This is a genomic window from Pseudomonas sp. Pse79, from assembly GCF_024519615.1.
Taxonomy (GTDB): domain Bacteria; phylum Pseudomonadota; class Gammaproteobacteria; order Pseudomonadales; family Pseudomonadaceae; genus Aquipseudomonas; species Aquipseudomonas veronii.
Genome location: NZ_JALJRR010000008.1, coordinates 235,693 through 260,016, shown reverse-complemented (window position 1 = coordinate 260,016; position 24,324 = coordinate 235,693). Strand labels below are relative to the sequence as shown.

Annotated in this window: 19 protein-coding genes; 3 read left to right on the top strand and 16 right to left on the bottom strand. The window is 62.7% G+C overall.

The features are described 5' to 3' along the window. Positions 1-3: 3 nt before the first annotated feature. From NR164_RS13315 to copC, 9 genes are all read right to left on the bottom strand, one after another. Positions 4-912: an aldose 1-epimerase gene (locus NR164_RS13315; RefSeq protein WP_256822842.1), complete on the bottom strand. Its 909-nt coding sequence runs from the start codon at positions 910-912 to the stop codon at positions 4-6. Further along, a complete protein-coding gene (locus tag NR164_RS13310; RefSeq protein ID WP_017847471.1) occupies positions 912-2,192 on the bottom strand; it encodes a TRAP transporter large permease in 1,281 nt (426 codons plus the stop codon). The genes NR164_RS13315 and NR164_RS13310 overlap by 1 nt, the downstream gene beginning before the upstream one ends. 1 nt (position 2,193) lies before the next feature. Continuing rightward, positions 2,194-2,721 (bottom strand): TRAP transporter small permease, encoded by a 528-nt coding sequence (locus NR164_RS13305; RefSeq protein ID WP_057004482.1) that lies wholly within the window; start codon positions 2,719-2,721, stop codon positions 2,194-2,196. 66 nt (positions 2,722-2,787) lie between these two features. After that, positions 2,788-3,750, bottom strand: a complete 963-nt coding sequence (locus NR164_RS13300; protein ID WP_193039815.1) for a TRAP transporter substrate-binding protein — start codon at positions 3,748-3,750, stop codon at positions 2,788-2,790. A gap of 51 nt (positions 3,751-3,801) precedes the next feature. Continuing rightward, positions 3,802-4,677, bottom strand: a complete 876-nt coding sequence (locus tag NR164_RS13295) for an SMP-30/gluconolactonase/LRE family protein (RefSeq protein WP_102617282.1) — start codon at positions 4,675-4,677, stop codon at positions 3,802-3,804. Positions 4,678-4,707: 30 nt separating this feature from the next. Further along, positions 4,708-5,523 (bottom strand): NAD(P)-dependent oxidoreductase, encoded by an 816-nt coding sequence (locus tag NR164_RS13290; protein ID WP_079444245.1) that lies wholly within the window; start codon positions 5,521-5,523, stop codon positions 4,708-4,710. A 187-nt stretch (positions 5,524-5,710) separates the two neighbouring features. Continuing rightward, complete coding sequence (locus tag NR164_RS13285; RefSeq protein WP_256822841.1) at positions 5,711-6,973, bottom strand: OprD family porin; 1,263 nt, start codon at positions 6,971-6,973, stop codon at positions 5,711-5,713. A gap of 167 nt (positions 6,974-7,140) precedes the next feature. After that, positions 7,141-7,998, bottom strand: coding sequence for a copper homeostasis membrane protein CopD (copD, locus tag NR164_RS13280; RefSeq protein ID WP_046382826.1), 858 nt, complete (start codon positions 7,996-7,998; stop codon positions 7,141-7,143). Positions 7,999-8,001: 3 nt separating this feature from the next. Then, complete coding sequence (copC, locus tag NR164_RS13275; RefSeq protein WP_017847464.1) at positions 8,002-8,367, bottom strand: copper homeostasis periplasmic binding protein CopC; 366 nt, start codon at positions 8,365-8,367, stop codon at positions 8,002-8,004. A gap of 115 nt (positions 8,368-8,482) precedes the next feature. Here copC and NR164_RS13270 point away from each other — a divergent pair, with 115 nt between their 5' ends. Next, positions 8,483-9,103, top strand: coding sequence for a TetR/AcrR family transcriptional regulator (locus NR164_RS13270; protein ID WP_017847463.1), 621 nt, complete (start codon positions 8,483-8,485; stop codon positions 9,101-9,103). A 266-nt stretch (positions 9,104-9,369) separates the two neighbouring features. On the opposite strand, the gene preA is transcribed toward NR164_RS13270, so the two are convergent. The 3 genes from preA to hydA form a co-directional block, all read right to left on the bottom strand. After that, complete coding sequence (gene preA / locus NR164_RS13265) at positions 9,370-10,644, bottom strand: NAD-dependent dihydropyrimidine dehydrogenase subunit PreA (protein WP_017847462.1); 1,275 nt, start codon at positions 10,642-10,644, stop codon at positions 9,370-9,372. Then, positions 10,644-12,011, bottom strand: coding sequence for an NAD(P)-dependent oxidoreductase (locus NR164_RS13260; RefSeq protein WP_104904530.1), 1,368 nt, complete (start codon positions 12,009-12,011; stop codon positions 10,644-10,646). Before NR164_RS13260 ends, preA begins: the two co-directional genes overlap by 1 nt. Positions 12,012-12,167: 156 nt before the next feature. Beyond that, complete coding sequence (gene hydA / locus NR164_RS13255; protein WP_046382829.1) at positions 12,168-13,607, bottom strand: dihydropyrimidinase; 1,440 nt, start codon at positions 13,605-13,607, stop codon at positions 12,168-12,170. Positions 13,608-14,209: 602 nt separating this feature from the next. Here hydA and NR164_RS13250 point away from each other — a divergent pair. Further along, positions 14,210-15,697 (top strand): NCS1 family nucleobase:cation symporter-1, encoded by a 1,488-nt coding sequence (locus NR164_RS13250; RefSeq protein WP_046485631.1) that lies wholly within the window; start codon positions 14,210-14,212, stop codon positions 15,695-15,697. A gap of 132 nt (positions 15,698-15,829) precedes the next feature. Next, positions 15,830-17,113: a Zn-dependent hydrolase gene (locus NR164_RS13245; RefSeq protein WP_046382831.1), complete on the top strand. Its 1,284-nt coding sequence runs from the start codon at positions 15,830-15,832 to the stop codon at positions 17,111-17,113. A gap of 386 nt (positions 17,114-17,499) precedes the next feature. Here NR164_RS13245 and NR164_RS13240 read toward each other — a convergent pair whose 3' ends face one another. The 4 genes from NR164_RS13240 to NR164_RS13225 form a co-directional block, all read right to left on the bottom strand. Then, entirely contained in the window at positions 17,500-17,958 is a 459-nt protein-coding gene (locus NR164_RS13240) for a transposase (protein WP_079444242.1), read from the bottom strand. A gap of 392 nt (positions 17,959-18,350) precedes the next feature. After that, positions 18,351-19,769: an efflux transporter outer membrane subunit gene (locus NR164_RS13235; RefSeq protein ID WP_079444241.1), complete on the bottom strand. Its 1,419-nt coding sequence runs from the start codon at positions 19,767-19,769 to the stop codon at positions 18,351-18,353. After that, complete coding sequence (locus NR164_RS13230) at positions 19,753-20,922, bottom strand: efflux RND transporter periplasmic adaptor subunit (RefSeq protein ID WP_046382834.1); 1,170 nt, start codon at positions 20,920-20,922, stop codon at positions 19,753-19,755. Before NR164_RS13230 ends, NR164_RS13235 begins: the two co-directional genes overlap by 17 nt. Next, a complete protein-coding gene (locus tag NR164_RS13225; RefSeq protein WP_256822840.1) occupies positions 20,912-24,133 on the bottom strand; it encodes an efflux RND transporter permease subunit in 3,222 nt (1,073 codons plus the stop codon). The genes NR164_RS13230 and NR164_RS13225 overlap by 11 nt, the downstream gene beginning before the upstream one ends. Between the last annotated feature and the right edge of the window lie 191 nt (positions 24,134-24,324).

Here is a 24,324-nt window from a genome sequence, read left to right as displayed (position 1 = left end):
CAGTCATGCATGTAGTGGCTGACACACTGCCATCGGGGGCAAGCCCCCTCCCACAGTTGGAATGTATTTCAGGGTGAAATTGAGTTGGGTTGACTGGTTGTGTTCCAGCAGTTTCAGGCCCGGCCTGCCCGGCAAGTGATGGGCATTCACCGGATGGCTCACCGGCTCGATGCAGAAGAACCCCAGCCCCGGCGGGCAGTACAGCAAGAAGTAATCGGCGCCGGTGGCCTGGCATTCCAGGGTGTAACCCAGCTCCGGCTGTTCGATCCGGCAATGCCCGTCCCATTGGCAAAAACCGTTGTCGACCAACGCTTGGGGCAACCCCTTGAGCTGTTGGAAATCCCAATCGGCGTGTACGGGTGCCAGCGCCGTCGGCAGCTTGGACGCATCACTCATCCATACCTGCCCAGCCTTGGCCTGCAACCGCGTACCCGCCCGGCGCGGGAAGTAAGGATGCAAGCCCAAACCGTGCCACGCGGCGGCTTCGGCCAGATGCGTCACGCTCAGCCCGATACTCAACACGCCGTTGCTCAACCCAAACCGCTGCTCGGCGCGATAGGCGAACGGCGTGGCGCATTCCAGCGCAAGCAGCACTTCATCCGCCGACTGGCTGACCACGCGCCACGCCTGTTGCCACGCCGAACCGTGAATCGGCAGCGGATCGGTCGCGCTGTTGGGCGTGAGTGCCAGCCAGCCGGCGGGCGTGTCGAAACCGCCGTTGGCAATGCGATTGGACCACGGCGCGAGGGGATAGCAGGCCAGTTTGCCGGGCAGGCCGCTGTCCAGCGCCGCTTGATCGCTAGGCCGCAGCAGGGGCTGGCCGCTGGCGCGCACGCGCCAGTTGACGATGCTGCCGCCCACGGCCGGGGCGAGGGTGAGGTGGGTCAGGTGATCTTCCAGTTCAATCAGCATCACAGCACCAGCCCTGGCAGCCACAGCGATAACGCCGGAATGTAAGTCACCGCGATCAGCACCAAAAACAGCACGCCATAGAACGGCAGCAGCGCCTTCACGGTGTTCTCGATGCTCACCTTGCCCACCGCCGCCCCCACGAACAGCACCGCGCCGACCGGTGGCGTGATCAGGCCGATGCCGAGGTTGACCAGCATGATCATGCCGAAGTGAACCGGGTCGACGCCGATGCCGAGCACCACCGGCAGCAGGATCGGCGTGAGGATCAAAATCAGCGGCGCCATGTCCATCACCGTGCCGAGCAACAGCAGCATGGCGTTGATGCACATCAGGATCACGTAGCGGTTGTCCGACAGGGTCAGGAACAGCGTGGTGATCTTCGCCGGGATCTGCATCAGGGTCATGATGTAGCCGAAGCTGGCCGCGAAGGCGATCAGGATCATCACGATGGAAATGGTGCGTACCGTGCGGTGCATCAGCTTGGGCAGCTCGTTCCATTTGTAGTCGCGGTAGATGAACATGGTCACGAAGAATGCCCACAGCACCGCGATCGCAGCGGACTCGGTGGCGGTGAAGATGCCCGACAGGATGCCGCCGAGGATGATCACCATGGCCATCAGGCCCCACAGTGCGTCGGCGCAGATTTTCAGCGCTTGCTTGAGCGGGATGACTTCGCCCTTGGGGTAGTCGCGCTTCTTCGCGAAGATCAGGCACAGCACCATCAGGCACGCGCTCATCAGCAGGCCCGGGACCACGCCGGCCATGAACAGCGAGGCGATCGACACCGTGCCGCCCGCCGCCAGGGAGTAGAGCACCGAGTTGTGGCTGGGCGGGGTCAACAGTGCTTGCACCGAACCGCTGATGGTCACCGCCGTGGCGAACTCCCGGGGGTAGCCACGGCGTTCCATCTCCGGGATCAGCACCGAGCCGACCGAGGCGGTGTCGGCCACCGAGGAGCCGGAGATCGCACCGAAAAACGTCGAGGCCATGATGTTCACCAGGGACAAGCCGCCGCGCACAAAACCCACCAGCACCCCGGCGAACGCCACCAGCCGCCGCGACATGCCGCCCTCGGCCATGATCGCGCCGGCCAGCACGAAGAACGGAATCGCCATCAGCGAAAATTTGTTCACCCCGCCAGCGATCTGAATCATCAGGGCCTGGTACGGAATGTCGATCCACCACGCGCCGATCAACGCCGACAGGCCCAGGGCATAGGCCACTGGCATGCCGATCAGGATCAAGCCGACAAAGCTGCCCAACAGAATCAATGCGTCCATATCAGGCAGCCCCTTCGCTTTCTTCAACCAGATCGAAGCGCACGACCCGTCGGTTGCTCTGGTCACCGAGCACGAGTTTTTCCACCACGAAGACCAGGGTCAGCAACCCGCCGATCGGGATCGGCATGTAGGTGATGCCCACGCGCAGAGTGGGGATGGCGCTCATGAACTGGTTCCAGGTGGACAGGCACAGCTTGCTGCCCCAAATGGTCATGAACAGGCAGATGGTGCCCATCAGCAGTTGCGAGAGGATGCCGACGACCTGGCGTTGGCGCGCAGGCAGGCGGTCGGTGATCATCGCCACCGACATATGCGCCCCGGCGCGGTAGCTGGCGGCGGCGCCGATAAAGGTGAACACCAGCATCAGCAGGATGGCGGTGGGCTCCGGCCAGCTGGAGCCGGTGCCGAGGATGTAGCGGGCGAAGATGCCCCAGGGGATGATCAGCGCGACCCCGAGGACCGAGAGGCCGGCGACCCAGATACAGGTCATGTAGAGGCGGTCGTTGATGCGCAGCACTAGATTCTTCATGGCGTTCACCGTGACCGGGCGCGTCGATGCCGACCGCGCCGGGCCTTATGCGAGAGGCGGGGCGGGTTATTGAACGGCGTCGATGCGCGCGATGATGTCGGCGTAAGGCGCGCCGTACTTGGCGCGAACCGCGGCGGTGGCGTCGTAGAAGGGCTGTTTGTCGACGCGGATGAACTCCACGCCAGCCGCCTTGAGTTTTTCCTCGCTGCTGGCGGATTTTTTATCCCACAGCACACGCTCATCGGCCTGGGCGGCCTTGGCGGCGTTCTTCACCATGAGCTGTTGCGCGGGGGTGAGCTTGTTCCAGGTGATTTTCGACATCACGATCGGCTCGGGCAGGATCAGGTGCTCGGTGAGGGTGTAGTACTTGGCGTTCTGAAAGTGGTTGTGTTCCAGCAGGGTGGGTGGGTTGTTCTCGGCACCGTCGATCACCCCGGTCTGCAAGGCACTGAAGATCTCGCCGGTGTCCATGGCGATACCGTTGGCACCCATGGCGTTGAAGGCATCGATGAACAGCGGGTTGCCCTGCACGCGAATCTTCATGCCCTTGAGGTCTTCGATCTTGCGCACCGGTTTTTTGCTGTAGAGGTTGCGCGTGCCGCCGTCCATCCAGGCCAGGGCGACCAGGCCGAATTCGGAGTCGGTGATCTTGGCGAGGATTTCATCGCCGATCTCGCCGTCGATGACTTTGCGCATATGCGCCTGGTCGCGGAACACGAATGGCAGGTTGAACACGTTCACGTCCGGCACCACCGGGCCGACGATGCCGAGGCTGACCCGGGTCATCTGGATCGCGCCGACCTGGGCTTGTTCGACGACTTCTTTTTCCGAACCCAGGACGCCCCCGGGGAAGTACTTGAAGGTCAGTTCGCCGTTGCTTTCTTGGGTGAGGGCCTTGCCCATGTTCTCTTCGGCCACGACGGTGGGGTAGCCGGCGGGGTGGATGTCGGCGAATTTGATTTCCAGCGCGTGGGCGGCGCTGCTGAGGGTGAAGATTGCGGCGGCGAGCAAGGTGCGTTTGAAGTCCATGAGCGGTCACTCCTGTCTTGTTATTGTTGTATTCAAGGCACAGCGATGCAGCTAGAGGGCGAAGCGGGGTTCGGGCAGTCCTGTCGTGCCGGGGTTGAGGGCGAATACGCCGCCGGACAGCGACTGCTCGCTCTGGTCGTCACGGATCGAGGTGACGAACAGGGTGTCCAGGCGACTGCCGCCAAAGGCGCACATGCTGGGTTTTTTCACCGGCACGCGCAGGGAGCGGTCCAGGCGACCGTCGGGGGTGAAGCGGTGGATCAGGCCGGCGTCGTTGGCGCAGATCCAGTAGCCGCCGTCGACATCCACGGCTGCGCCGTCAGGGCGGCCTTGGTGTGGCTGCATGTCGACAAACACGCGGCGGTTGGACGGTGTGCCGGTGTCGGTGTCGTAGTCGAAGGCCCAGATCTGTTGCACCAGCGGGTGCGAGTCCGAGACATACATCGTGCGGCCATCGGGGCTGAAGGCCAGGCCATTGAGGGTGATAAAGCCGTCCAACTGCGCATGCGGCGCGGCGCCCGACGCGTAACGGTAGAGGATGCCTGCGGGCGCATTTGCGCTCATGTCCCGCACCATGCTGCCGGCCCAAAACCGGCCCTGGCGATCGCAGCGCCCATCGTTCAGGCGCATGTCCGCGCGCGGGTGCGCGACCTCGGCCAGGGGCGTGGTGTCGAGGCTGCCGTCGTTGTGCGCGGTGAGCTGGAAAAAGCCGCTTTCCATCCCGGCGACCCAGTTGCCCGCATCGGTGCGGGCAATGCAGGCGAGCATCTGCGGGGCTTTCCACGCGTCGATATGGCCGGTGGCGGCGCTCCAGCGTTGCAGGCCGCCGTTGGGAATATCCACCCAGTACAGGGCGTTTTCTTCGGGCACCCACACCGGGCATTCGCCTACGGCGTTGCGGGCGTCGACAATCAATTCAGCGGTCATGGCAACTCACTCCCTTGGGTTAGTGTGACGTCAGTCACCGAACGGCCCGGCGGCGCAGAACGCACCGCCCTGGTAGACCTTGGCCGGGTCGTCGGCGGCCAGCGGCGGCTGGCGCTCGACCTGGGCGCGGAATACTTCGGAGCTGTCTTTGGGGGTGAAGCCCAGGTGTGCGGCGTAGCGGTTGTCCCACCAGGTGTCGAGGTTGGCCGACATGCCGTAGACCACGGTGTGGCCGACGTTCGGCGTGTACAGCGCGCGTTCGAGCAGTTGGGTCAGGTCATCGAAGCTCAGCCAGGTGTGCATCATCCGGCGGTTCTGCGGTTCGGGGAACGACGAGCCGATGCGGATGCTCACGGTCTCGATGCCGTAGCGGTCGAAGTAGAAGCTGGCCATGTCTTCGCCGTAGGACTTGGACAGCCCGTAGTAACTGTCCGGGCGACGCGGCGAGTGGGCGTCGAGGTGCTCGCCCTGTTGATAGAAGCCGATCACATGGTTGGAGCTGGCGAAAATCACGCGCTTGACGCCATGGCGGCGGGCGGCTTCGTAGATGTGAAAAATCCCGCAGATATTGGCGCCGAGGACTTCTTCGAACGAGCGCTCCACGGATACGCCACCGAAATGCAGGATGGCGTCGACGCCTTCGACCAGGTGGTGTACCGCGTGTTTGTCGGACAGGTCGCAGGGCTGCACTTCTTCATTGGCGCTGGCGGGGGCCATGTCGGCGATATCCGACAGGCGCAGCACCTGGGCATACGGCCGCAGGCGTTCGCGCAGCACTTTGCCGAGGCCGCCGGCGGCACCGGTGAGGAGGAGGCGGTTGAAGGGCGCTGGGGTAGTGGTGGTCATCTGGATTCCAGTTTTTGTTGTAGGTTGTCGTATGACTATGCCGAAGTATTGTTAGAGAGTCCCCGCTTGTCAATGTGGGAGGGGGCTTGCCCCCGATGGCTGTGGGTCAGTCACAGAGACATTGCCTGATACACCGTCATCGGGAGCAAGCCCCCTCCCACAATGGATGTGCCCGGGTTTTAGATCTTTAAAGCAACGAAATCGTGTAGCTGACGAAGACCCGGTTCTCATCGAACTCGTTATTGCTGAAGTCCCGGCGCATGGTCGAATTGCGCCAGCGCACGTTGAGGTTCTTCAGAACACCGCTCTGCACCGTGTAGGCCAGTTCCGATTCGCGGCCCCATTCCTTGCCATCGGTGATCGTGCCGGTGTGGACGTTACTGCCGCTGATGTAGCGGTTCATCAGGGTCAGGCCCGGAACGCCGAGCGCCGCGAAGTTGAAGTCGTGGCGCAGTTGCCAGGATTTCTCCTTGGCGTTGTCGTAGCTGGCGTTGTAGCTGTCGTTGGCCAGGGTGCCGCCGCTGGTGCCGTTGACCCGCATCCATGCGCTGTCGCCGCTGAGTTTCTGCAGGCCGACGTAGAAGGTGTTAGCGCCGTATTTGGCCGAGAGCAGGGCGAACGCGGTTTTGTTGTCGAGGTCGCCGGCCAGGGCGCTGCCGTCTTCCTTGCCGTTGAAGAAGCCGAGGTTGGCGCCCAGGGTCCAGTCGCCCAGCGGCTGGCTGTGGGTCAGGTTGAGGTACTGCTGTTGGTAGATGTCGGTCAGTTCGGCGTACCACAGGCCGACCTGGGTGCGCTTGTCGTTGAAGGCGTATTCGGCGCCGCCGAAGTTGAAGCGGTCTGAGGTGAAGGCGGCTTTGCCGTTCATGAACATGTCTTCCATGCTCGCATCGTTGCGCGGGCTGTTGCCGCGAAACTGCCCGCCGTAGAGGGTCAGGCCGGCGATTTCATTGGAGGTGACCTGGCCGCCCTGGAAGGTTTGCGGCAGGGAACGGCCATCGTCGGAACGCAAAATCGGCAGCACGGGCATCCATTCGCCGACTTTCAGTTCGGTCTTCGACAGCTTGGTTTTCAGCGCCACGCCCAGGCGCCCGAAGTTGTCGGCGGGGCGACCGTCGTCGTGAACCGGCAGCAACTGGGTGCCAGCGGTACCTTTGCCGCCGTCGAGCTTTTGCGAGTACAGGCCCAGCACATCAATCCCGAAGCCCACGGTGCCCTGGGTGTAGCCGGATTTGGCGTCGAGGATGAAGTTCTGCGTCCACTCTTGGGCCTTGGCCTGGGGGTTGGACGGGTTGGTGAAATTGCGGTTGAAGTAGGCGTTGCGTAAGTTGAGCGTGGCCTTGGCGTCGTCGACAAACCCTTCGGCCTGGGCGATGAGGGGCAGGGTGAAAGCCAGGCTGCCGAGGCCGATAAGGCCGAGACGCGAGGAGGAATTGCGGGCGGATGGACGCACAGTGACGCTCCCTTGGGTTTGTTGTTTTTATTATTTGTCATACGTCGTCGTACAACATTGGGGCGATATTTGCGGGGTTTTTGTGGCTTGTCAATCAGAAGTTATACGATGACTACGCTTCACTGAGCAGAAGTGGTCGTGGGCCAGTGGGGAAGCTGACTATGGATTCAGCCGGCCATCGCCATCGGGGGCAGCGTGCCGAGGAGGGAGACGGCGGCTACCGCTGAAATACCTAGTAACCATTCAGCCGTCACACTGGCCTTCAAGGTCTCCAGTCGTTGTTCGCAGCGCTCGATACGCAAGCGGTTCAGCAGCGCCAGGGCCAACATGCCCAGCACCAGCATCGCCTTGATCAGCAGAATCAGGGCGAAACCGTTGAACAGCGGGGTGGGCCACAGTTGCCCGGTCAATACACGCACGTTGATCAAGCCGGTGACCAGTAAGCCGGCGACCAGGCCATAACCCGCGCCGCTGAAACGCCGCAGAATCGGCTCCAGCCCATGGCGCTGCGGTTGGCGCAGGATCAATACCAACAGCAGCAGACCGCCAAGCCAGGCGCCCACGCACGCCAGGTGGACGACCTGATTGAGGATCAGCAACTGGCCGCTGAGCCCGTTGAGCATGGCGCCGTGACCGACCGGGGCCAGGGTCGCCAGCAGCAGGCCGATCAAGGGCAGGCGCAACGCCGACCAGGGTTTGATCAAGGCGATCAACAGCAGCACGTTGAGCAGCAGATGCCAGAGCCACACTTGGCCGAAAAAGGTCTTGCCCAGCACCAATTGCACAGTGGCCGGTTGCAGTGCGGCGTCCCAACTGCCGGCCATGCTGACCGTGATCAGCAGCAACCAGGCCACGCCGGAGCCGAGCCCGAGCCAGGCCAGTGCTCGGCTGATTCGCAGCACTTGCCGGTCCAGCGCCGGCTGCGGTGCATTGCCCATCAGCCAGGGCCTGAATACACAGGCCCCGAACATCAACAAGACGACGATGAAATGCAGGAAACGGCACAGCACCAGCAGCGTCGCCATAGGTTATTGGCCGACCTTGAAGCTGTATTCACCGTTGCTCTTGTGGGTGTCGACCGAGACCGCGTTCCACACCACTTTGTAGGTACCGGCTGCCAGAGGAGCGGCGGGCGTCACCACCAGGGTTTTCTTGTCGGCATCCGGCGTTGCCAGGCCCTTGATTGCGATTTCGGTGCCGTCCTTGCTCAGGGAAACCTTGGAAAAGGTCGCCTCCACGCCTTCGCTGAAGGTCAGGCGCACATCGTTCGGTGCCGCGACGCTGCTGTCTGCCGCAGGCGTCGCGCTCTTGAGGTGAGCATGGGCAAACGCCGCCGAGGCGCCCAGCAGCGAGGCCAGCAGAGCGACGGTGGTCAGGGTTTTCTTGATCAACATTGAGCAATACCAATCAAAGGATAGGACGGGCAGTGTACGAAGTTTCGGCTCCTCCTGTCGCCCCGATCTAGAGCGGGTGGTAGTCTTTCCGTTATGTCTTTGTCGGGGAGCCCTTATGGGCAAGCACAAGATCGGAATTCGTCGGGTCAACGTCGAAAAAATCCTGCTGGCGGCGGAAAAAATCTTCGCCGAGAAGGGCTATGGCAGCACCGCCATGGCCGATATTGCCGCCGAAGTGCAACTGCCGCGTTCCAACCTGCATTACTACTTCACCACCAAGAGCGAGCTGTACAGCGCGGTGCTGTTCGATCTGTTGGAAGTGTGGAAGCAGGATGCCCTGAGCTTCGAAACCTTCGATGACCCGCGAGTGGTGCTCAGCAGCTACATCCGCGCCAAGATGCAACGCTCGCGCACGCGGCCGTATGGGTCGAAGGTCTGGGCCAACGAAATCATCCACGGTGCGCCGACGCTCGGTGAGGCGCTGGATGAAAGCCTGTACGACTGGGCCAAGATGAAGGAAGCGAAGATTCGCCAATGGGTGGAAGACAAACGCATCCTGCCGGTCGAGCCGGCGAGCCTGCTGTATATGATCTGGGCCTCGACCCAGCACTACGCCGACTTTGATCATCAGGTGAAGATTCTGAACGATCACCAGCCGTTGTCGGATATGCAGTTCGAGAGGGCGATTCAGACGGTGACCAGTGTGATTTTGCGCGGGATTGGGTTGGAGCCTTGAGGCTTGTGGTGAGGCTGAGGGCCTCATCGGGGGCAAGCCCCCTCCCACATTTGTGGTGAGGCTGAGGGCCTCATCGGGGGCAAGCCCCCTCCCACATGAACTGCATTTTGTCTGAAAGAATGCGGTCAACTGTTTGAGCCCTGAGGCTTGTGGTGAGGCTGAGGGCCTCATCGGGGGCAAGCCCCCTCCCACATTGAACTGCATTTTGTCTGAAAGAATGCGGTCAACTGTGGGAGGGGGCTTGCCCCCGATAGCGCTCTACAGGACTACACCGCTTCCCGGTACGGATTACGCGGATCCTGGGTCCAGTTCAAGAACGGCTTGCCGGTGTCCACCGGCACCATCTCGATGCAATCGGCCACCGGGCAGGTGATCTGGCACAGGTTGCAGCCCACGCATTCGTCATCGATCACTTCGTACTTATGCGTGCCGTCCGCCTGTTTCAAACTGGCGATGGCCTGGTGCGACGTATCTTCGCAGGCAATGTGGCAACGCCCGCAGCCGATGCAGGCGGCCTGATCGATCTTGGCGATCACCTGGTAGTTGATATCCAGGTACTTCCAGTCCGTAGTGTTGCCCACGGCGCGCCCGGAAAAATCCTGCAGGCTGGTGTAACCCTGACTGTCCATCCAGCGCGACAGGCCGTCCTTCATTTCTTCGACGATGCGAAAACCATGCAGCATCGCCGCCGTACACACCTGCACGGCGCCGCAGCCGAGGGCGACGAATTCCGCCGCATCGCGCCAGTTGCCGATGCCGCCAATGCCGCAGATCGGCAAGCCGTGGGTCTGCGGGTCGCGGGCGATTTCGGCGACCATGTTCAGCGCGATCGGCTTGACCGCCGAGCCGCAGTAACCGCCGTGGGTGCTCTGGGTGCCGACCGTCGGCAGGGCGACCATGCGCTCCAGGTCCACGCTGGTGATGGAGTTGATGGTGTTGATCAGCGACACCGCGTCCGCACCGCCGCGATACGCCGCACGCGCCGCCACCCGGATGTCGGTGATATTCGGCGTGAGCTTGACGATCACCGGCAGCGAACAGTACGTCTTGCACCAGCGCGTCACTTGCTCCACATACTCCGGCACCTGGCCGACCGCCGCGCCCATGCCGCGCTCGGGCATGCCATGGGGGCAGCCGAAGTTCAGCTCGATGCCGTCGCAACCGGTGGCTTCCACCAGCGGCAGGATGTTTTTCCAGGACTCTTCGACGCACGGCACCATCAGCGACACGATCAGCGCGCGGTCCGGCCAGTCCTTTTTGACCTGGGTGATTTCGCGCAGGTTGATCTCCAAAGAGCGGTCGGTGATCAGCTCGATGTTGTTGATGCCCAGCACTTCGCGGTTGGCGCCGTAATGCGCCGAGTAACGCGACGACACGTTGACCGCCGCCGGGTCTTCCCCGAGGGTTTTCCAGACCACGCCGCCCCAGCCCGCTTCAAAGGCGCGGACCACGTTGTAGGCTTTGTCGGTGGGCGGCGCGGAGGCCAGCCAGAACGGGTTGGGGGCTTTGATACCGGCGAAGACAATCGAGAGATCGGCCATTACGCAGCCTCCACGTTGAGCATGAGTTGGGCGTGCATGGCTTCTGCCGCCAGCTTGCCGTGTTGCACCGCCTGTACGGTGAGGTCCTGGCCGAGGCTGACGCAGTCGCCGCCGGCATACACGCCGGGGATGCTGGTGCGCAGGTGTTCGTCGACGAAGATGCGTTCGCCGACCCGCTGCAGTTGCTGGGCCAGCGGGTCGTGCAGTGCGGCGTTGTCGAAACCTTGGCCGATGGCCTTGAAGATCGCATCGGCGGCCAGTTCGAAGGTTTCGCCGGTGGGTTGCAGGCGCCCGTTGTCCAGGTGCGTGCGGGCGAAACGCATGCCGCGCACATGGCCTTGCTCGTCCAGCAGCACTTCCTCCGGCTGGGCCCAGGTCAGCAGGCGAACCTGATTGGCCTTGGCGATGTCCTGCTCATGGCTGGTGGCGCCCATGTCCGCCAGGCCCCGGCGGTACACCAGGTTGACGTCGCGGGCGCCGAGGCGGGCCATTTGCACGGCCATGTCGATGGCGGTGTTGCCGGCACCGAGCACGATGCAGCGGTCGGCCAGGGGCAATTGGGTGAGGTCGTCGGCCTGGCGCAGTTCGCGGATGTAGTCGGTGGCGGCGAGCAGGCCGGGGGCGTCCTCATGGGGCAGGCCGAGTTGCTTGCTGGCGGCCAGGCCGAGGCCGAGGAACACCGCATCGAAGTGCTGGTGCAGTTCGCTCAACGACAGGTTGTCGCCCAGGCGCTGGCCGTGACGGATCTCGATGCCGCCGATCTGCAGCAGGAACTCCAGCTCCTTCTGCGCAAAGTCATCCACCAGTTTGTACTTGGCGATCCCGTATTCATTCAGGCCGCCGGCTTTTTCCCGGGCTTCGAAGATCACCACATCGTGGCCGTGCAACGCGGCGCGATGGGCGCAGGCCAGGCCGGCCGGTCCGGCGCCGACCACGGCGATGCGCTTGCCGGTGGTGGCGGCGCGCTGGAACGGGTGTTCGCTGAAGTGCGCGTTGTCGATGGCGTAGCGTTGCAACAGGCCGATCAGCACCGGCGCGCATTCTTCGCCGTGGTTACGCACGCAGGCTTGCTGGCACAGGATCTCGGTGGGGCAGACCCGGGCGCAGCTGCCGCCGAGGATATTGGCCGAGAGAATCTTCTGCGCGGCGCCTTGCACGTTGTCGGTGTGGAGGTTGCGGATGAACGACGGGATGTCGATTTCGCTGGGGCACGCATTCACGCACGGCGCGTCGTAGCAATACAGGCAGCGCGAGGCTTCCAGTTGCGCCTGGCGAGCGTTGAGGGGCGGTGCCAGGTCGGTGAAATGGCTGGCGAGGGTGGCCCCGTCTTCATGGGGATGGGGGAGGTGGGTCAGGGTCTGGATCACGGTGTGGGCCTCACGGTTTTTTTTCGGATTGCCTCTGGCGGGCATTTTTGTTGCCTGGGCTGGCCTCATCGGGGGCAAGCCCCCTCCCACAGTGATCGCATTGTGTCTGAAAGCCTGCGGTCAATTGTGGGAGGGGGCTTGCCCCCGATAGCGGTCTCAGCGGTTCACAGCAACCGGCTTGGAACGCTCAGCCCGCTTGCTCAACTGCTCGAACACCGACGGATACGCCGGCCGTTCCACATACCGCCCGGCACCGCGTTCGGCGCGCAGGTCGCCGTCGGCCCAGACCAGCTTGCCCTGGCTGATGGTGTGGCTCGGCACGCCGCGCACGGTCTTGCCTTCGAAGATGTTGAAGTCGACGTTCTGGTGGTGGGTCTTGGCGGAAATCGTGCGCGTGCCCTCGGGGTCCCACAGCACCAGGTCGGCATCGGCACCGACGCGGATTGCGCCTTTGCGCGGGTAGAGGTTGAAGATCTTCGCGGTGTTGGTGGAGGTCAGCGCGACGAACGCCTGCATCGACAGGCGCCCGGTGTTGACCCCTTCATCCCACAACAGCGCCATGCGGTCTTCGATACCGGCGGTGCCGTTGGGGATCTTGCTGAAATCGTCACGCCCGGCGGCTTTCTGCTCGGCGCAGAAGCAGCAGTGGTCGGTGGCGGTGGTGTGCAGGTTGCCGGATTGCAGGCCATGCCACAGCGCCTCTTGATGCCCGCGCGGGCGGAACGGCGGGCTCATCACGTAGCCGGCGGCGGTCTGCCAGTCGGGGTGGCGGTAGACGCTGTCGTCCAGCAGCAAATGCCCGGCGAGCACTTCGCCGTACACCGCCTGGCCCTTGCCGCGCGCATAGGTGATTTCATCCAGCGCCTCTTTGGTCGAGACGTGTACCAGGTACAACGGCGTGCCGATGGTCTCGGCGATACGGATCGCGCGGCTGGCGGCTTCGCCCTCGACCTGGGACGGACGCGACAGCGGGTGCGCTTCCGGCCCGGTGATGCCCTGGGCCATCAGCTTGCGTTGCAGGTGATACACCAGCTCGCCGTTTTCCGCATGCACGGTGGGTACCGCGCCCAGCTCCAGGCAGCGTTCGAAGCTGGCCACCAAGGTGTCGTCGGCCGCCATGATCGCGTTCTTGTAGGCCATGAAATGCTTGAAGCTGTTGACGCCGTGATGGCTGACCAGCTCGGCCATTTCCTCGCGCACTTGCTCGCTCCACCAGGTGATCGCCACGTGAAAGCCATAGTCGGCCGCCGACTTCTGCGCCCAGCCGCGCCATTGGTGAAAGGCTTCGAGCAAGGATTGCTGCGGGTTGGGAATCACAAAGTCGATGATCGAGGTGGTGCCCCCCGCCAGACCCGCCGCCGTGCCGCTGAAAAAATCCTCACTGGCCACGGTGCCCATGAAGGGCAGTTGCATATGGGTGTGCGGGTCGATGCCGCCGGGCATCAAGTATTGGCCGCTGCCATCGAGTACTTCGGTGCCAGCGGGAATATCCAGGCCCGTGCCAATTGCGCGAATCAGACCGTCTGCGCATAAAACATCGGCGCGGTAACTTTCGTCGTGGGTAATGATGGTGGCGCCACGGATCAACAGCGACATGTCGAGTTCCTCACAGGCTTGACCGGCTGGTGCCAGTTCTAAGTGTTGTAGTTGTTTTCAGCACAGGCTTGGTAAAAACCTGTCATCGGTGACAGGAATAGAAACTAGCCGGTGTTTTTAGAATGAGCAAGAAGATTTTTACTACGCTTAGTTGTGTTTTAACTGATTGAAATATAAGGATAAAAAATCAAAATCACCAAAATGTGGCGACTGATCACCATTTTGACGCACTTGACAGGTTCCAAATATGAACAACATTTCTTATTGCAAATCAGGCGCTTGAGACATGCCGCTTGACGGCGGCGGTAAATAAAAATAATTGTGTTGCACCAGATTGAGTCCTGAACGTTCGGACAACTTGCGCGTTATCCAGCCTGCGTCACGCGGCAAGTACCGAAGGACTCATCGGCGTTTGAAATAAAGCTGATAAACATCAGCGAGTTATATATGCGGTGCAGGGTCAGGGCGGGTTGTCGGCACGTTTATTGAGTGCAGTGGCGGCTGGCCGGACCCTTGATGTCATGTTGTTTACGAGGTACTCCGGCCACCTGCACCGACCTTGCAGGTGAGCAACAATAATTCGAAAAAACCGTGGAGCGGCCATGCAACAGAACAGATCGCAAGTTATTGAACGCAACGGCCTGTACGAACTCGACGCCGGCCCCGACGTCCTCGACAGCCCTCGCTACAACCACGACATGGCACCGACCAAGGTGCATGAACGCACGTGGAACAAGTGGCACATCACCGCGCTGTGGGTCGGCATGTCGATCTGCGTGCCCACCTACACGCTGGGCGGGGTGCTTACCGCGTACTTCGGTTTGTCGGTGGGCGAGGCGCTGATGGCGATCCTCCTGGCCAATATCGTGGTGCTGATCCCGCTGACCCTCAACGCCTTCCCCGGTACCAAGTACGGCATTCCGTTCCCGGTGTTGCTGCGTTCGTCGTTCGGCATCCTCGGTTCCAACGTGCCGTGCCTGATCCGAGCGCTGGTGGCGTGCGGCTGGTTCGGCATCCAGACCATGTTCGGCGGGCTGGCGATTCACCTGTTCCTGGGCTCGATTTTCGAGGGGTGGAAGGCCTTGGGCGGCACCGGTGAGGTGATCGGCTTCATGATCTTCTGGACCCTCAACCTGTGGGTGGTGCTGCGCGGCGCCGAGTCGATCAAGCGCCTGGAAACCCTGTCGGCGCCGCTGCTGGTGGCGGTGGGCATTGGCCTGCTGGTGTGGGCGATGCCGAACGTGTCCCTCAGCGAGTTGATGGCGATCCCGCCCAAACGCCCCGAAGGTGCAAGCCTGACCGGTTACTTCATGGCCGGCCTGACCGCGATGGTGGGGTTCTGGGCCACCTTGTCGCTGAATATTCCCGACTTCAGCCGCTACGCCAAGAGCCAGAAGGACCAGATCCTCGGGCAGATTTTCGGCCTGCCGCTGACCATGTTCCTGTTCGCCGCCCTCGGTGTGATCATGACCGCCGCGTCGGTGAAACTGGTGGGCGTCAGCGTGTCCGACCCGGTGACGCTGATCGGGCATATCCAGAGCCCGGTGTGGGTCGCCGTGGCCATGGCATTGATCATCGTCGCCACCTTGTCCACCAACACGGCGGCGAACATCGTGTCGCCCACCAACGACTTCCAGAACATCGCGCCCAAGCTGATCAACCGCACTTCGGCAGTGATTCTCACCGGCCTGGTGGGGTTGGTGTTGATGGGCCACGAGTTGCTGAAGAAGCTCGGGCTGATCGTTTCCGATGTGAGCCTGGAGACGGTGTATTCCAACTGGTTGCTCGGCTATTCCAGCCTGCTGGGGCCGATCGCCGGGATCATGGTGGTGGACTACTTCATCACGCGCAAACAGCGCCTGGACCTCGCCGGTTTGTACCGTGACGACGTGTACCCGGCGTGGAACTGGAGCGGGTTTGTCGCGTTTGGCGTGCCGGTGGTGCTGACCTTGCTGTCATTGGGCAGCGACGTGTTCAGCTGGTTCTACAGCTATGGCTGGTTTACCGGTTCGGCGTTGGGCGGCGTGTTGTATTACGGGCTGAATGCCAGGCGTGGACTGACGCCGATGCCGGCCAAATCCCTGCTGTAACGCGATGGCATGCAGTCAAACAGGTGGTCATTCCACCACTGCATGGGTGACTGACCCACTGCAATCGGGAGCAAGCCCCCTCCCACCTTTGAACTGCATTCCATTCATAACATGTAGCCTGAGGAGATCCCCATGAACGCTGCGCTGGACGTTCTGCAATCGACCCATCAGCACATCAACCGCGACCGTTTGTGGCAGTCGTTGATGGAGCTGGCCAAGCTCGGCGCCACCGCCAAGGGCGGCGTGTGCCGCCTGGCCCTCACTGACCTCGACCGCCAGGCCCGCGACCTGTTCGTGCAATGGTGCGAAGAGGCCGGGTGCAGCGTGACCGTCGACGGTATCGGCAACATCTTCGCCCGTCGCCCCGGGCGTAACCCCGACCTGCCGCCAGTGATGACGGGCAGCCATATCGACACCCAGCCCACCGGTGGCAAGTTCGATGGCTGCTTCGGCGTGCTGGCCGGTGTGGAAGTGTTGCGCACCCTCAACGACCTCAAGGTGCAAACCGAGGCGCCGCTGGAAGTGGTGGTGTGGACCAACGAAGAGGGCTCGCGCTTCCCGCCGTGCATGATGGGCTCGGGGGTGTTTGCCGAGAAATTCAGCCTGGCCGACACCCTCGCCAAGGTCGATGCGCAGGGTATCAGCGTCGGCGCGGCACTGAATGCGATCGGCTATGCGGGGACGCGGCCGGAGAGTGGGCACAAAGTCGGCGCCTATTTCGAGGCACATATCGAACAGGGGCCGATTCTTGAGGATGAAAAGAAAACCATCGGCGTGGTGCTCGGTGCCCTCGGGCAAAAGTGGTTCGACTTGACCCTGCGCGGCGTTGAAGCCCACGCGGGGCCGACGCCGATGCACCTGCGCAAGGACGCCCTGGTCGGCGCGGCCGCCGTGGTCGCAGCGGTGAATGCGGCGGCATTGGGGCATCAGCCGCATGCGTGTGGCACTGTCGGTTGCTTGCAGGCTTATCCGGGCTCACGCAACGTCATCCCGGGTGAGGTGCGTATGACCCTGGACTTCCGCCACCTGGAACCGGCGCGCTTGGATTCGATGATCGCCCAGGTACGCCAGGTGATCGACGAGACCTGCGCCAAGCATGGGTTGAGTTTTGAAATGACACCCACCGCCGACTTCCCGCCGCTGTATTTCGACAAGGGTTGCGTCGATGCAGTGCGCGATGCGGCGAATGGGTTGGGGTTGTCGAACATGGACATCGTCAGCGGGGCAGGGCACGACGCGATCTTCGTCGCCGAACTCGGCCCGGCGGGGATGATCTTCGTGCCATGCGAAGGCGGCATCAGCCACAACGAAATCGAAAACGCCGCGCCGGATGACCTGGCGGCGGGGTGTGCGGTGTTGTTGCGGGCCATGGTGGCCGCCTCGGCCGCCATCGCCAGCGGCAAACGCGCGGCCTGAAACGCGGTAAAACCTGTGGGAGGGGGCTTGCTCGCGATGGCGGTGGGTCAGTTACAGATGAGCTGGCTGAACCACTGCTATCGGGAGCAAGCTCCCTCCCACATGGGTTTTGCGGTGTTCATACATTGTGTGTCTGGCGCAGGATCAGTGTGTGAGGGAGCTTGCTCCCGATAGCAGTGGTTCAGCCAATACACATGTGATTGACCCACCGCCATCGCGAGCAAGCCCCCTCCCACATGGGTTTTGCGGTGTTCATACATTGTGTGTCTGGCGCGGGATCAGTGTGGGAGGGAGCTTGCTCCCGATAGCAGTGGTTCAGCCGATACACATGTGATTGACCCACCGCCATCGCGAGCAAGCCCCCCCCTCCCACAGTTGAACTGTGTCTATACCCAAATGGCATCCCACAACGGGTAGTCGCCAATCCGGCTAACCAATCCCGCCCGCAATGGATTGGCCACCACATACCTGGCCATTTTCACCAGGTCGTCTTCCTTGCGCAGTGCCCGGTCATGGAAACTTTCCTGCCAAAGCCGCCCCTTGCGTCCGCTCGCACCGTTGACGCTCCGTGTGCTTTTGGACTTCACCTGGCGCATCAGGTCAGCCAGCGAGCCTTTTTTCAGTTCGAGCAGCCAATGGAAATGGTCCGGCATGATCACCCATGCCAGGGAGTTCGCCAGCCCCTGATACTGGGCTGACCGAAACTGCCAGACCACCAAGCGACCGAGATGGAAACTCTTGAATATCGGGATGCGTTCGTGGGTGTTGGTGGTGATGAGGTAGATACGGTTGGGTTCGCTGAATCGGCCGATACGCAGGCGGTGTGAAGCGGGTAAGTCGGGCATTCCCTGGCCTCTCTCTGGGTGTGTTTTGAGAGGCTAGATGGGTGAACTGCAGATTGAAGGGCAGGCTTTTGGCAGGATGTGTCTGTGCGAACGCTATCGGGAGCAAGCTCCCTCCCACATGGGCTCTGCGGTGTTCATACATTGTGTGTCTGGCGCCGGACCAGTGTGGGAGGGGGCTTGCCCCCGATGAGGCCGGAACTGACGCCGCCGCTATCACAGCAATACCGCGTACCGACACGCCAATGACAGTGATTACACAGCAGTGACCGTGTTTCTCAACAGTCGGTCGGAAGACTGAATGTGCGCTGGATCAGTCGGTGATGTTTGGCTGATCCAGCCTCATCAAAGGCAAACCAGCTCCCACCTTTGAGCTGGTTTGCACAAAAAAAGCGTCAGGCGCCAGGTTGCCAGCCGCCGCCCAGCGCGGTGACCAGCCCCACACTCGCCTGCAACTGCCGTGTCTGCACCGCCTGCAAGGTCCGCTGTGCCTGTAACGCCGCTGTCTGCGCGGTCACTACATCCAGATAGCTCACCGCGCCGGCCTGGTAGCTGTTCATCGCCAACGTTTGCGTATGCTGCGCCGCATCTGCCGCGGCTTGTTCATCCTGCGCCTCCTGCTGCAAATCCCTTAGCTGTGCCAGGTTGTCTTCGACCTCGCGCACGGCTTTCAGTACCTGGCTGCGGTACTGTGCCGAGGCTTGTTCGAACTCGGCCTTGGCCTGGCGTTCGTTGGCGCTCAAGCGACCGCCATCGAAGATCGGCAAGTTCATCAGCGGCCCCAGCGCCCAATACCGATTGCCCGCCGACAGTAAATTCCCCACGCCTTGGGTCTGCCCGCCAATCAACCCGGTCAGACTGAAATCCGGGTACCACGCGGCCTTGGCCACGCCGATATTTGCGTTGGCCGCAAACACTCGGCGCTCGGCCGCCGCAATGTCCGGGCGACGTTGCAGCAGGTGGCTCGGCAGTTGCGACGGAATCCCCGGCAGGGCGATCAGTTGTTGGCTCGCCGGCAGTGTGAAGTCGCTGGCCGCCACGCCAACCAGTTCACCGATGGCATGCTCGGTGAGGTTGCGTTGCCCGCGCACTTCATCCAGTTGCGCCTTGGCTTGGGCGAGCTGGTTTTGCGCGCGGGTCAGGTCCAGTTCCGAAGCAATCTGGCCCTCGTAGCGGCTGCGGGTCAGTTGCAGGGCCTGGCTGAAATCCTCCAGCGAGCTGTTGAGAATCCGACTTTGCGCATCCAGCCCATTGAGCTGCACGTACAAGGTCGCCAACTGATGCTGCAAGCTCAGGCGCGCCACTGCCAGATCGTCGCCCGACGCTTGCGCCTGCGCATCACCCGCCGCCACCTGGTTGCGGATTTTGCCCCACAGGTCCAAGTCGTAGCTCAACGAAAACCCCGCCGTGTTGCTGTTGTAAACCGACGGCTGCGTGGTACTGCGCAGCGGACGCGAGTCGGATTGGCGCTGACGCAGCGGTTGTGCGCTGGCGGTGATCTGCGGGAACAGCCCGGCATGCAATTGGCTGGCATACGCCTGGGATGCATCGAAGTGCGCCAGCGCTGCCGCCAGGTCCGGGTTGGCCTTGAGCAATTGCTGTTGCAACTGATCCAGGCGCGGTTCGCGGTAGAGCGTCCACCACTGCGGCGCCAGTTGGTCGGACGGCTGCGCGCTGTGCCAGGGGCCATCGCTGGTCTGTTCGCGATAGTTGGCCGGCAGGTCGATCGCCGGCACGTTGTAGGTCGGTGCCAGCGAGCAACCTTGCAACGCCAGCAGCATCACCGCGGCAAGTGGTTTAAGCCTTGGGCGCATGGGCACCTCCGGAGGCGTCGGCCAGTTGCACGGGGTCGCCTTCGCGCAGGGCGTCGGGTGGGTTGTCGACCACGCGGTCGGCGGGTTTCAGGCCCTGGTCGATCACCAGGCGTTCGCCCAGGTCCAGGCCGATATGGATGGCCTGCAGGTGTATGTGGTTTTGCGCATCCAGCACCGCGACCTGGGTGCCTTGGGCACGGAAGATCAGCGCGCTGGCCGGGATGCTCACGCCATGGGTGTCTGCCGGAATCGGCAGGGTCGCTTCGGCGTAATCGCCCGGCAGCAACTCGCCGTTGGGGTTGTCGGCGACAAACTGCGCGAGCAGGGTGCCGGAGCGGCGGTCGATGGCGGTGGAGTCGCCGATCAGGTGTGCCTTGAAGTGTTCGCCGGGGTGCTCGGGAACACTCAGCTCGGCTTCAAGCCCGGGGTGGATGACGGCCGCGTAGTTCTGCGGCACCGGCACGTAGAGGCGCAACTGGTGGGTGTCGGCGATGTTGAACAGCTCCGGGTCGCTGTCGGTGTCGGCCTTGATCAACTGGCCGATGTCGGTGTTGCGCGCAGTGATGGTGCCAGCGAACGGCGCGCGGATAGTCTTGTAGCTTTCCAGCGCCGATAAGCGTGCGTAATCGGCAGCGGCGGCTTCGGCGTTGGCTTTGGCCGCTGCGGCGTTGGAGGTTTTTTCATCGGCCTCCTGGCGCGACACCGAATGGCTGGCCAGCAGGTTCTGCCAACGCGTCGCGGTGGTGGCGGCCAGCCGCGCATTGGCCTGTTGCTGCACCAGGCGCGCATGGGTCTGCGCCAGTTGTTGATCGAGATCGGGGCTGTCGATTTCGGCGAGGATTTGCCCGGCTTTGACCTGGCTGCCGATGTCGACTTTCCAGTCCTTCAAGTAGCCGCTGACCCGCGCATGGATCGGCGCCTTGCTCCAGGCTTCAAGGTGAGCGGGCAGGCGCAGGGTGTCACCGGCTACGTTCTGCTGCGGCTGGAACACCATCACCTGCGGCACGGCGGCGGTTTCGGTCCAGGCGGTGACGGAGCGCTCGTGCATTGTGCGGGCGTACAGGCCGTTGGCGACCAGCAGGGCGGCCAGGGTCAGGCCGCCGACACCCATGAGCATCAGACGCTTGCGCGAGGGTTTGTGATCAGACGACATGGGGCGTTTCTCCAACAGTTGCGCGAATAGGCTGACGACCGTGGACCAGGCTGAAGACCACGGGAACAAATAACAGGGTGGCGGTGGTGGCGAGGATCAGACCACCGATCACGGCGCGGCCGAGCGGCGCGTTCTGCTCCTCGGACAAGGCCAGCGGCAGCATGCCGATGATCATCGCCAGGGCGGTCATGCACACCGGACGAAAGCGCGTGTAGCCGGCTTCCAGTGCGGCCTTGAGTGCATCGCCATGTTCGGCCAGGCGTTCCCGGCAGAAGCTCACCACCAGGATCGAGTTGGCGGTGGCCACGCCCATGCACAGGATGGCCCCGGTCAACGCCGGCACCGACAACGACGTGCCGCTGAGGAACAGCATCCACACGATCCCCGCCAATGCCGCCGGCAGCGCGGTGATGATCACGAACGGGTCGACCCACGACTGGAAGTTGACCACGATCAGCAGGTAGATCAGCACCACCGCGCCGAGCAGGCCGACGCTCAAACCGCTGAAGGCTTCATGCAGCGCATCGATCTGCCCGTGCAGGCTGATCGTCGCGCCTTTGGGGCGCATGGACGCGGTGTCGTTCAGCACTTTTTGCACGTCGCGGGCCACGCCACCGAGGTCGCGGCCTTGCACGTTGGCGTAGAGGTCCAGGGTCGGTTCGATGTTGTAGTGGGTCACCACCGCCGGGCTTTGCACGCGGGAGATGCTGGCCACGCCGCCGAGGATTTGCGATTGGCCATCGGCACCGGTCACCGGCAGTGCTTCCAGCGCCGGCAGGCTGTCGAGGCGGTATTGCGGGGTGGCGGCGACGATGGAATAGGACACGCCGTTGGCCGGGTTGAGCCAGAAGGTCGGTGCGGTTTGCGAGCTGCCGGCCAGCGACGCGACCATGCTGTTGGTCACATCGCGCTCGGTGATGCCCAGGCCGTTGGCGCGCAGGCGGTCGACATTCACTTGCAGCGACGGGTAGCCGGTGGACTGCTGGATGCGCAGGTCGGCGATGCCCGGTACGTGTTGCAGACGGCGTTCCAGTTCCACGGCGTAGGCGCGGTTTTCGGCATCGCTGCGCCCGGAGATTTTCACGTCCAGCGGCGCCGGCGCGCCGAAGTTGAGGATCTGGCTGCTGATGTCCGCCGGCAGGAACGCAAAGTGGCTGCCAGGGAAACTTTGCGGCAGCGCCTCACGCAGTTTTTTCACGTAGTCGGCGGTGGGCGCGTGGTGTTGTTTCAGGCTGACCTGGATATCGCCGTCCTGCGGGCCGATGGTGCCGCTGCTGCTGTAGGCCATGTCGATGCCGCTCAGCGGAATGCCGATATTGTCGACGATGGTGTCGAGTTCGTCGGCTGGAATCACTTCGCGTATCCGCGCCTCGATCCGGTCGAACGCCGCAGCGCTTTCCTCGATCCGCGTACCCAGCGGCAAACGCACATGCAGCGCCAGCGCCCCGGCGTCGGTGGCCGGGAAGAAATCCTGGCCCAGGCTGGGCAGCAGCAAAAACGAGGCGAGCACACAGGCTAAAAAGCCGACGATGAAGCGCTTGCGATTGCCCAGGGCCAACGTCAGCAGGCCATGGTAGGTGTCGCGGATGTTCGAGAAGTGCCGCTCGAAACCCTGCTGGAAATTCAGCACCGACTGCAGCACGGCATTGCGTGGTTTGGTGTGCTGCTCGCCTTCGTGGTGGTTGATGAACGCATCTTCCGGGTGGTGGCCGGTGCCCGGTTCCGGCGCGTGCGGCTTGAGCAGGTACATCGCCAATGTCGGCACCAGGGTGCGCGAGAGGATGAACGAGCTGGCCATGGCGAAGATCACCGCCAGGGCCATCGGCCGGAACAGGTACCCGGCGATGCCTTGCAGCAAGAACATCGGCACGAACACGATGCAGATGCACAGCAGCGAGACGAACGCCGGGCCGACGATCTGCGCGGCGCCGTCGAGGATCGCAGCCTTCACCGTCTTGCCCTGTTCCAGGTGCCAGCTGATGTTTTCGATGGTCACCGTGGCGTCGTCCACCAGAATCCCCACCGCCAACGCCAACCCGCCGAGGGTCATCACGTTGAGGGTTTGCCCGCTGACCGCCAGCAGCGCGATGGCCGAGAGCACCGCCAGGGGGATCGAGGCGGCGATGATCAGCGTCGAGCGCCAGCTGCCGAGGAACAGCAGGATCATCGCGCTGGTCAGCAGCGCGGCGATGATGCCTTCCTGGGCCACGCTGCCCACCGATTGTTTGACGAACACCGACGCATCGCCGAGCAATGAGGTCTTCAGCGACGGCGGCAGGGTTTCGTTGATGCGCGGCAGCATCTGGCGGATGCCGTCGATGATCGACAGGGTGGAGATGCTGCCGTTTTTCAACGCTGGCATCAGCACCGCGCGATGGCCGTCGACGCGCACGATGTTGGTCTGCGGTGGCGAACCGTCACGCACGTGGGCCACCTGGCCGATGGTGATCAGCGCACCGTCGACGGTCTTGATCGGCAGGTCGTTGAGTTCATCGATGGCCTTGGGGCTGTTGTTGAGCAGGATCGTGTATTCGTTGGGGCCGAGCTTGGCGGTGCCCACCGGGATGATCTGGTTTTGCAACGCCAGGGCATTGCCCACGTCCTGCGCCGACAAGCCTTTGGCGGCCAGCGCCTGCGGGTCGAGGTCGAGGGTGATCTGCCGCTGCTTGCCACCCATGGGCGTGGGCATGGCCAGGCCGGGCAGGGCGCTGAGGGGCAGGCGGATATTGTTCTGCACCAGGTCGCGGATCTTGGCTTCCGACAGTGTCGGGCTGGAGAACGCCATTTGCAGGATCGGCACCGTCGATGCGCTGTAATTGAGGATCAGCGGCGGCGTGATGCCGGGGGGCATTTGCTTGAGCACGGTTTGTGACACCGCTGTCACCTGGGCGTTGGCGGTGCGGATGTCGACGCCGGGCTGGAAGAAGATCTTGACGATGCCCATGCCCGGCAGGGATTGCGATTCGATGTGTTCGATGTCGTTGACGGTGGTACTCAGGGAGCGTTCGTAGGTGTAGATCACCCGCCCGGCCATGGCGTCCGGCGACAGGCCGTTGTACTGCCAGACCACTGCAACGACGGGGATGCCGATATCGGGGAATACATCAGTGGGGGTTCGCAGGGCCGCCATCGGCCCGATGATGCAGATGAATATGGCCAACACGATAAACGTGTACGGCTTTTGCAGTGCGGTCTTTACCAGCCCGAGCATGCGTGAACCTCCGAGGGAGCAGGATTGCAAACCCCGGCAGTCTTGCCCGACCCACCTAACACGCACCTTTCAGCCAGGTGAAGGAAGATTTAGGTATGGGCTGAAGATCGTTTCATGTGTATTCATTTGTTCTACAAAGGGCGGCTCTCCAAGCTTGTGACCCATCGGATGCGATGCGTCTTTTAACTGAA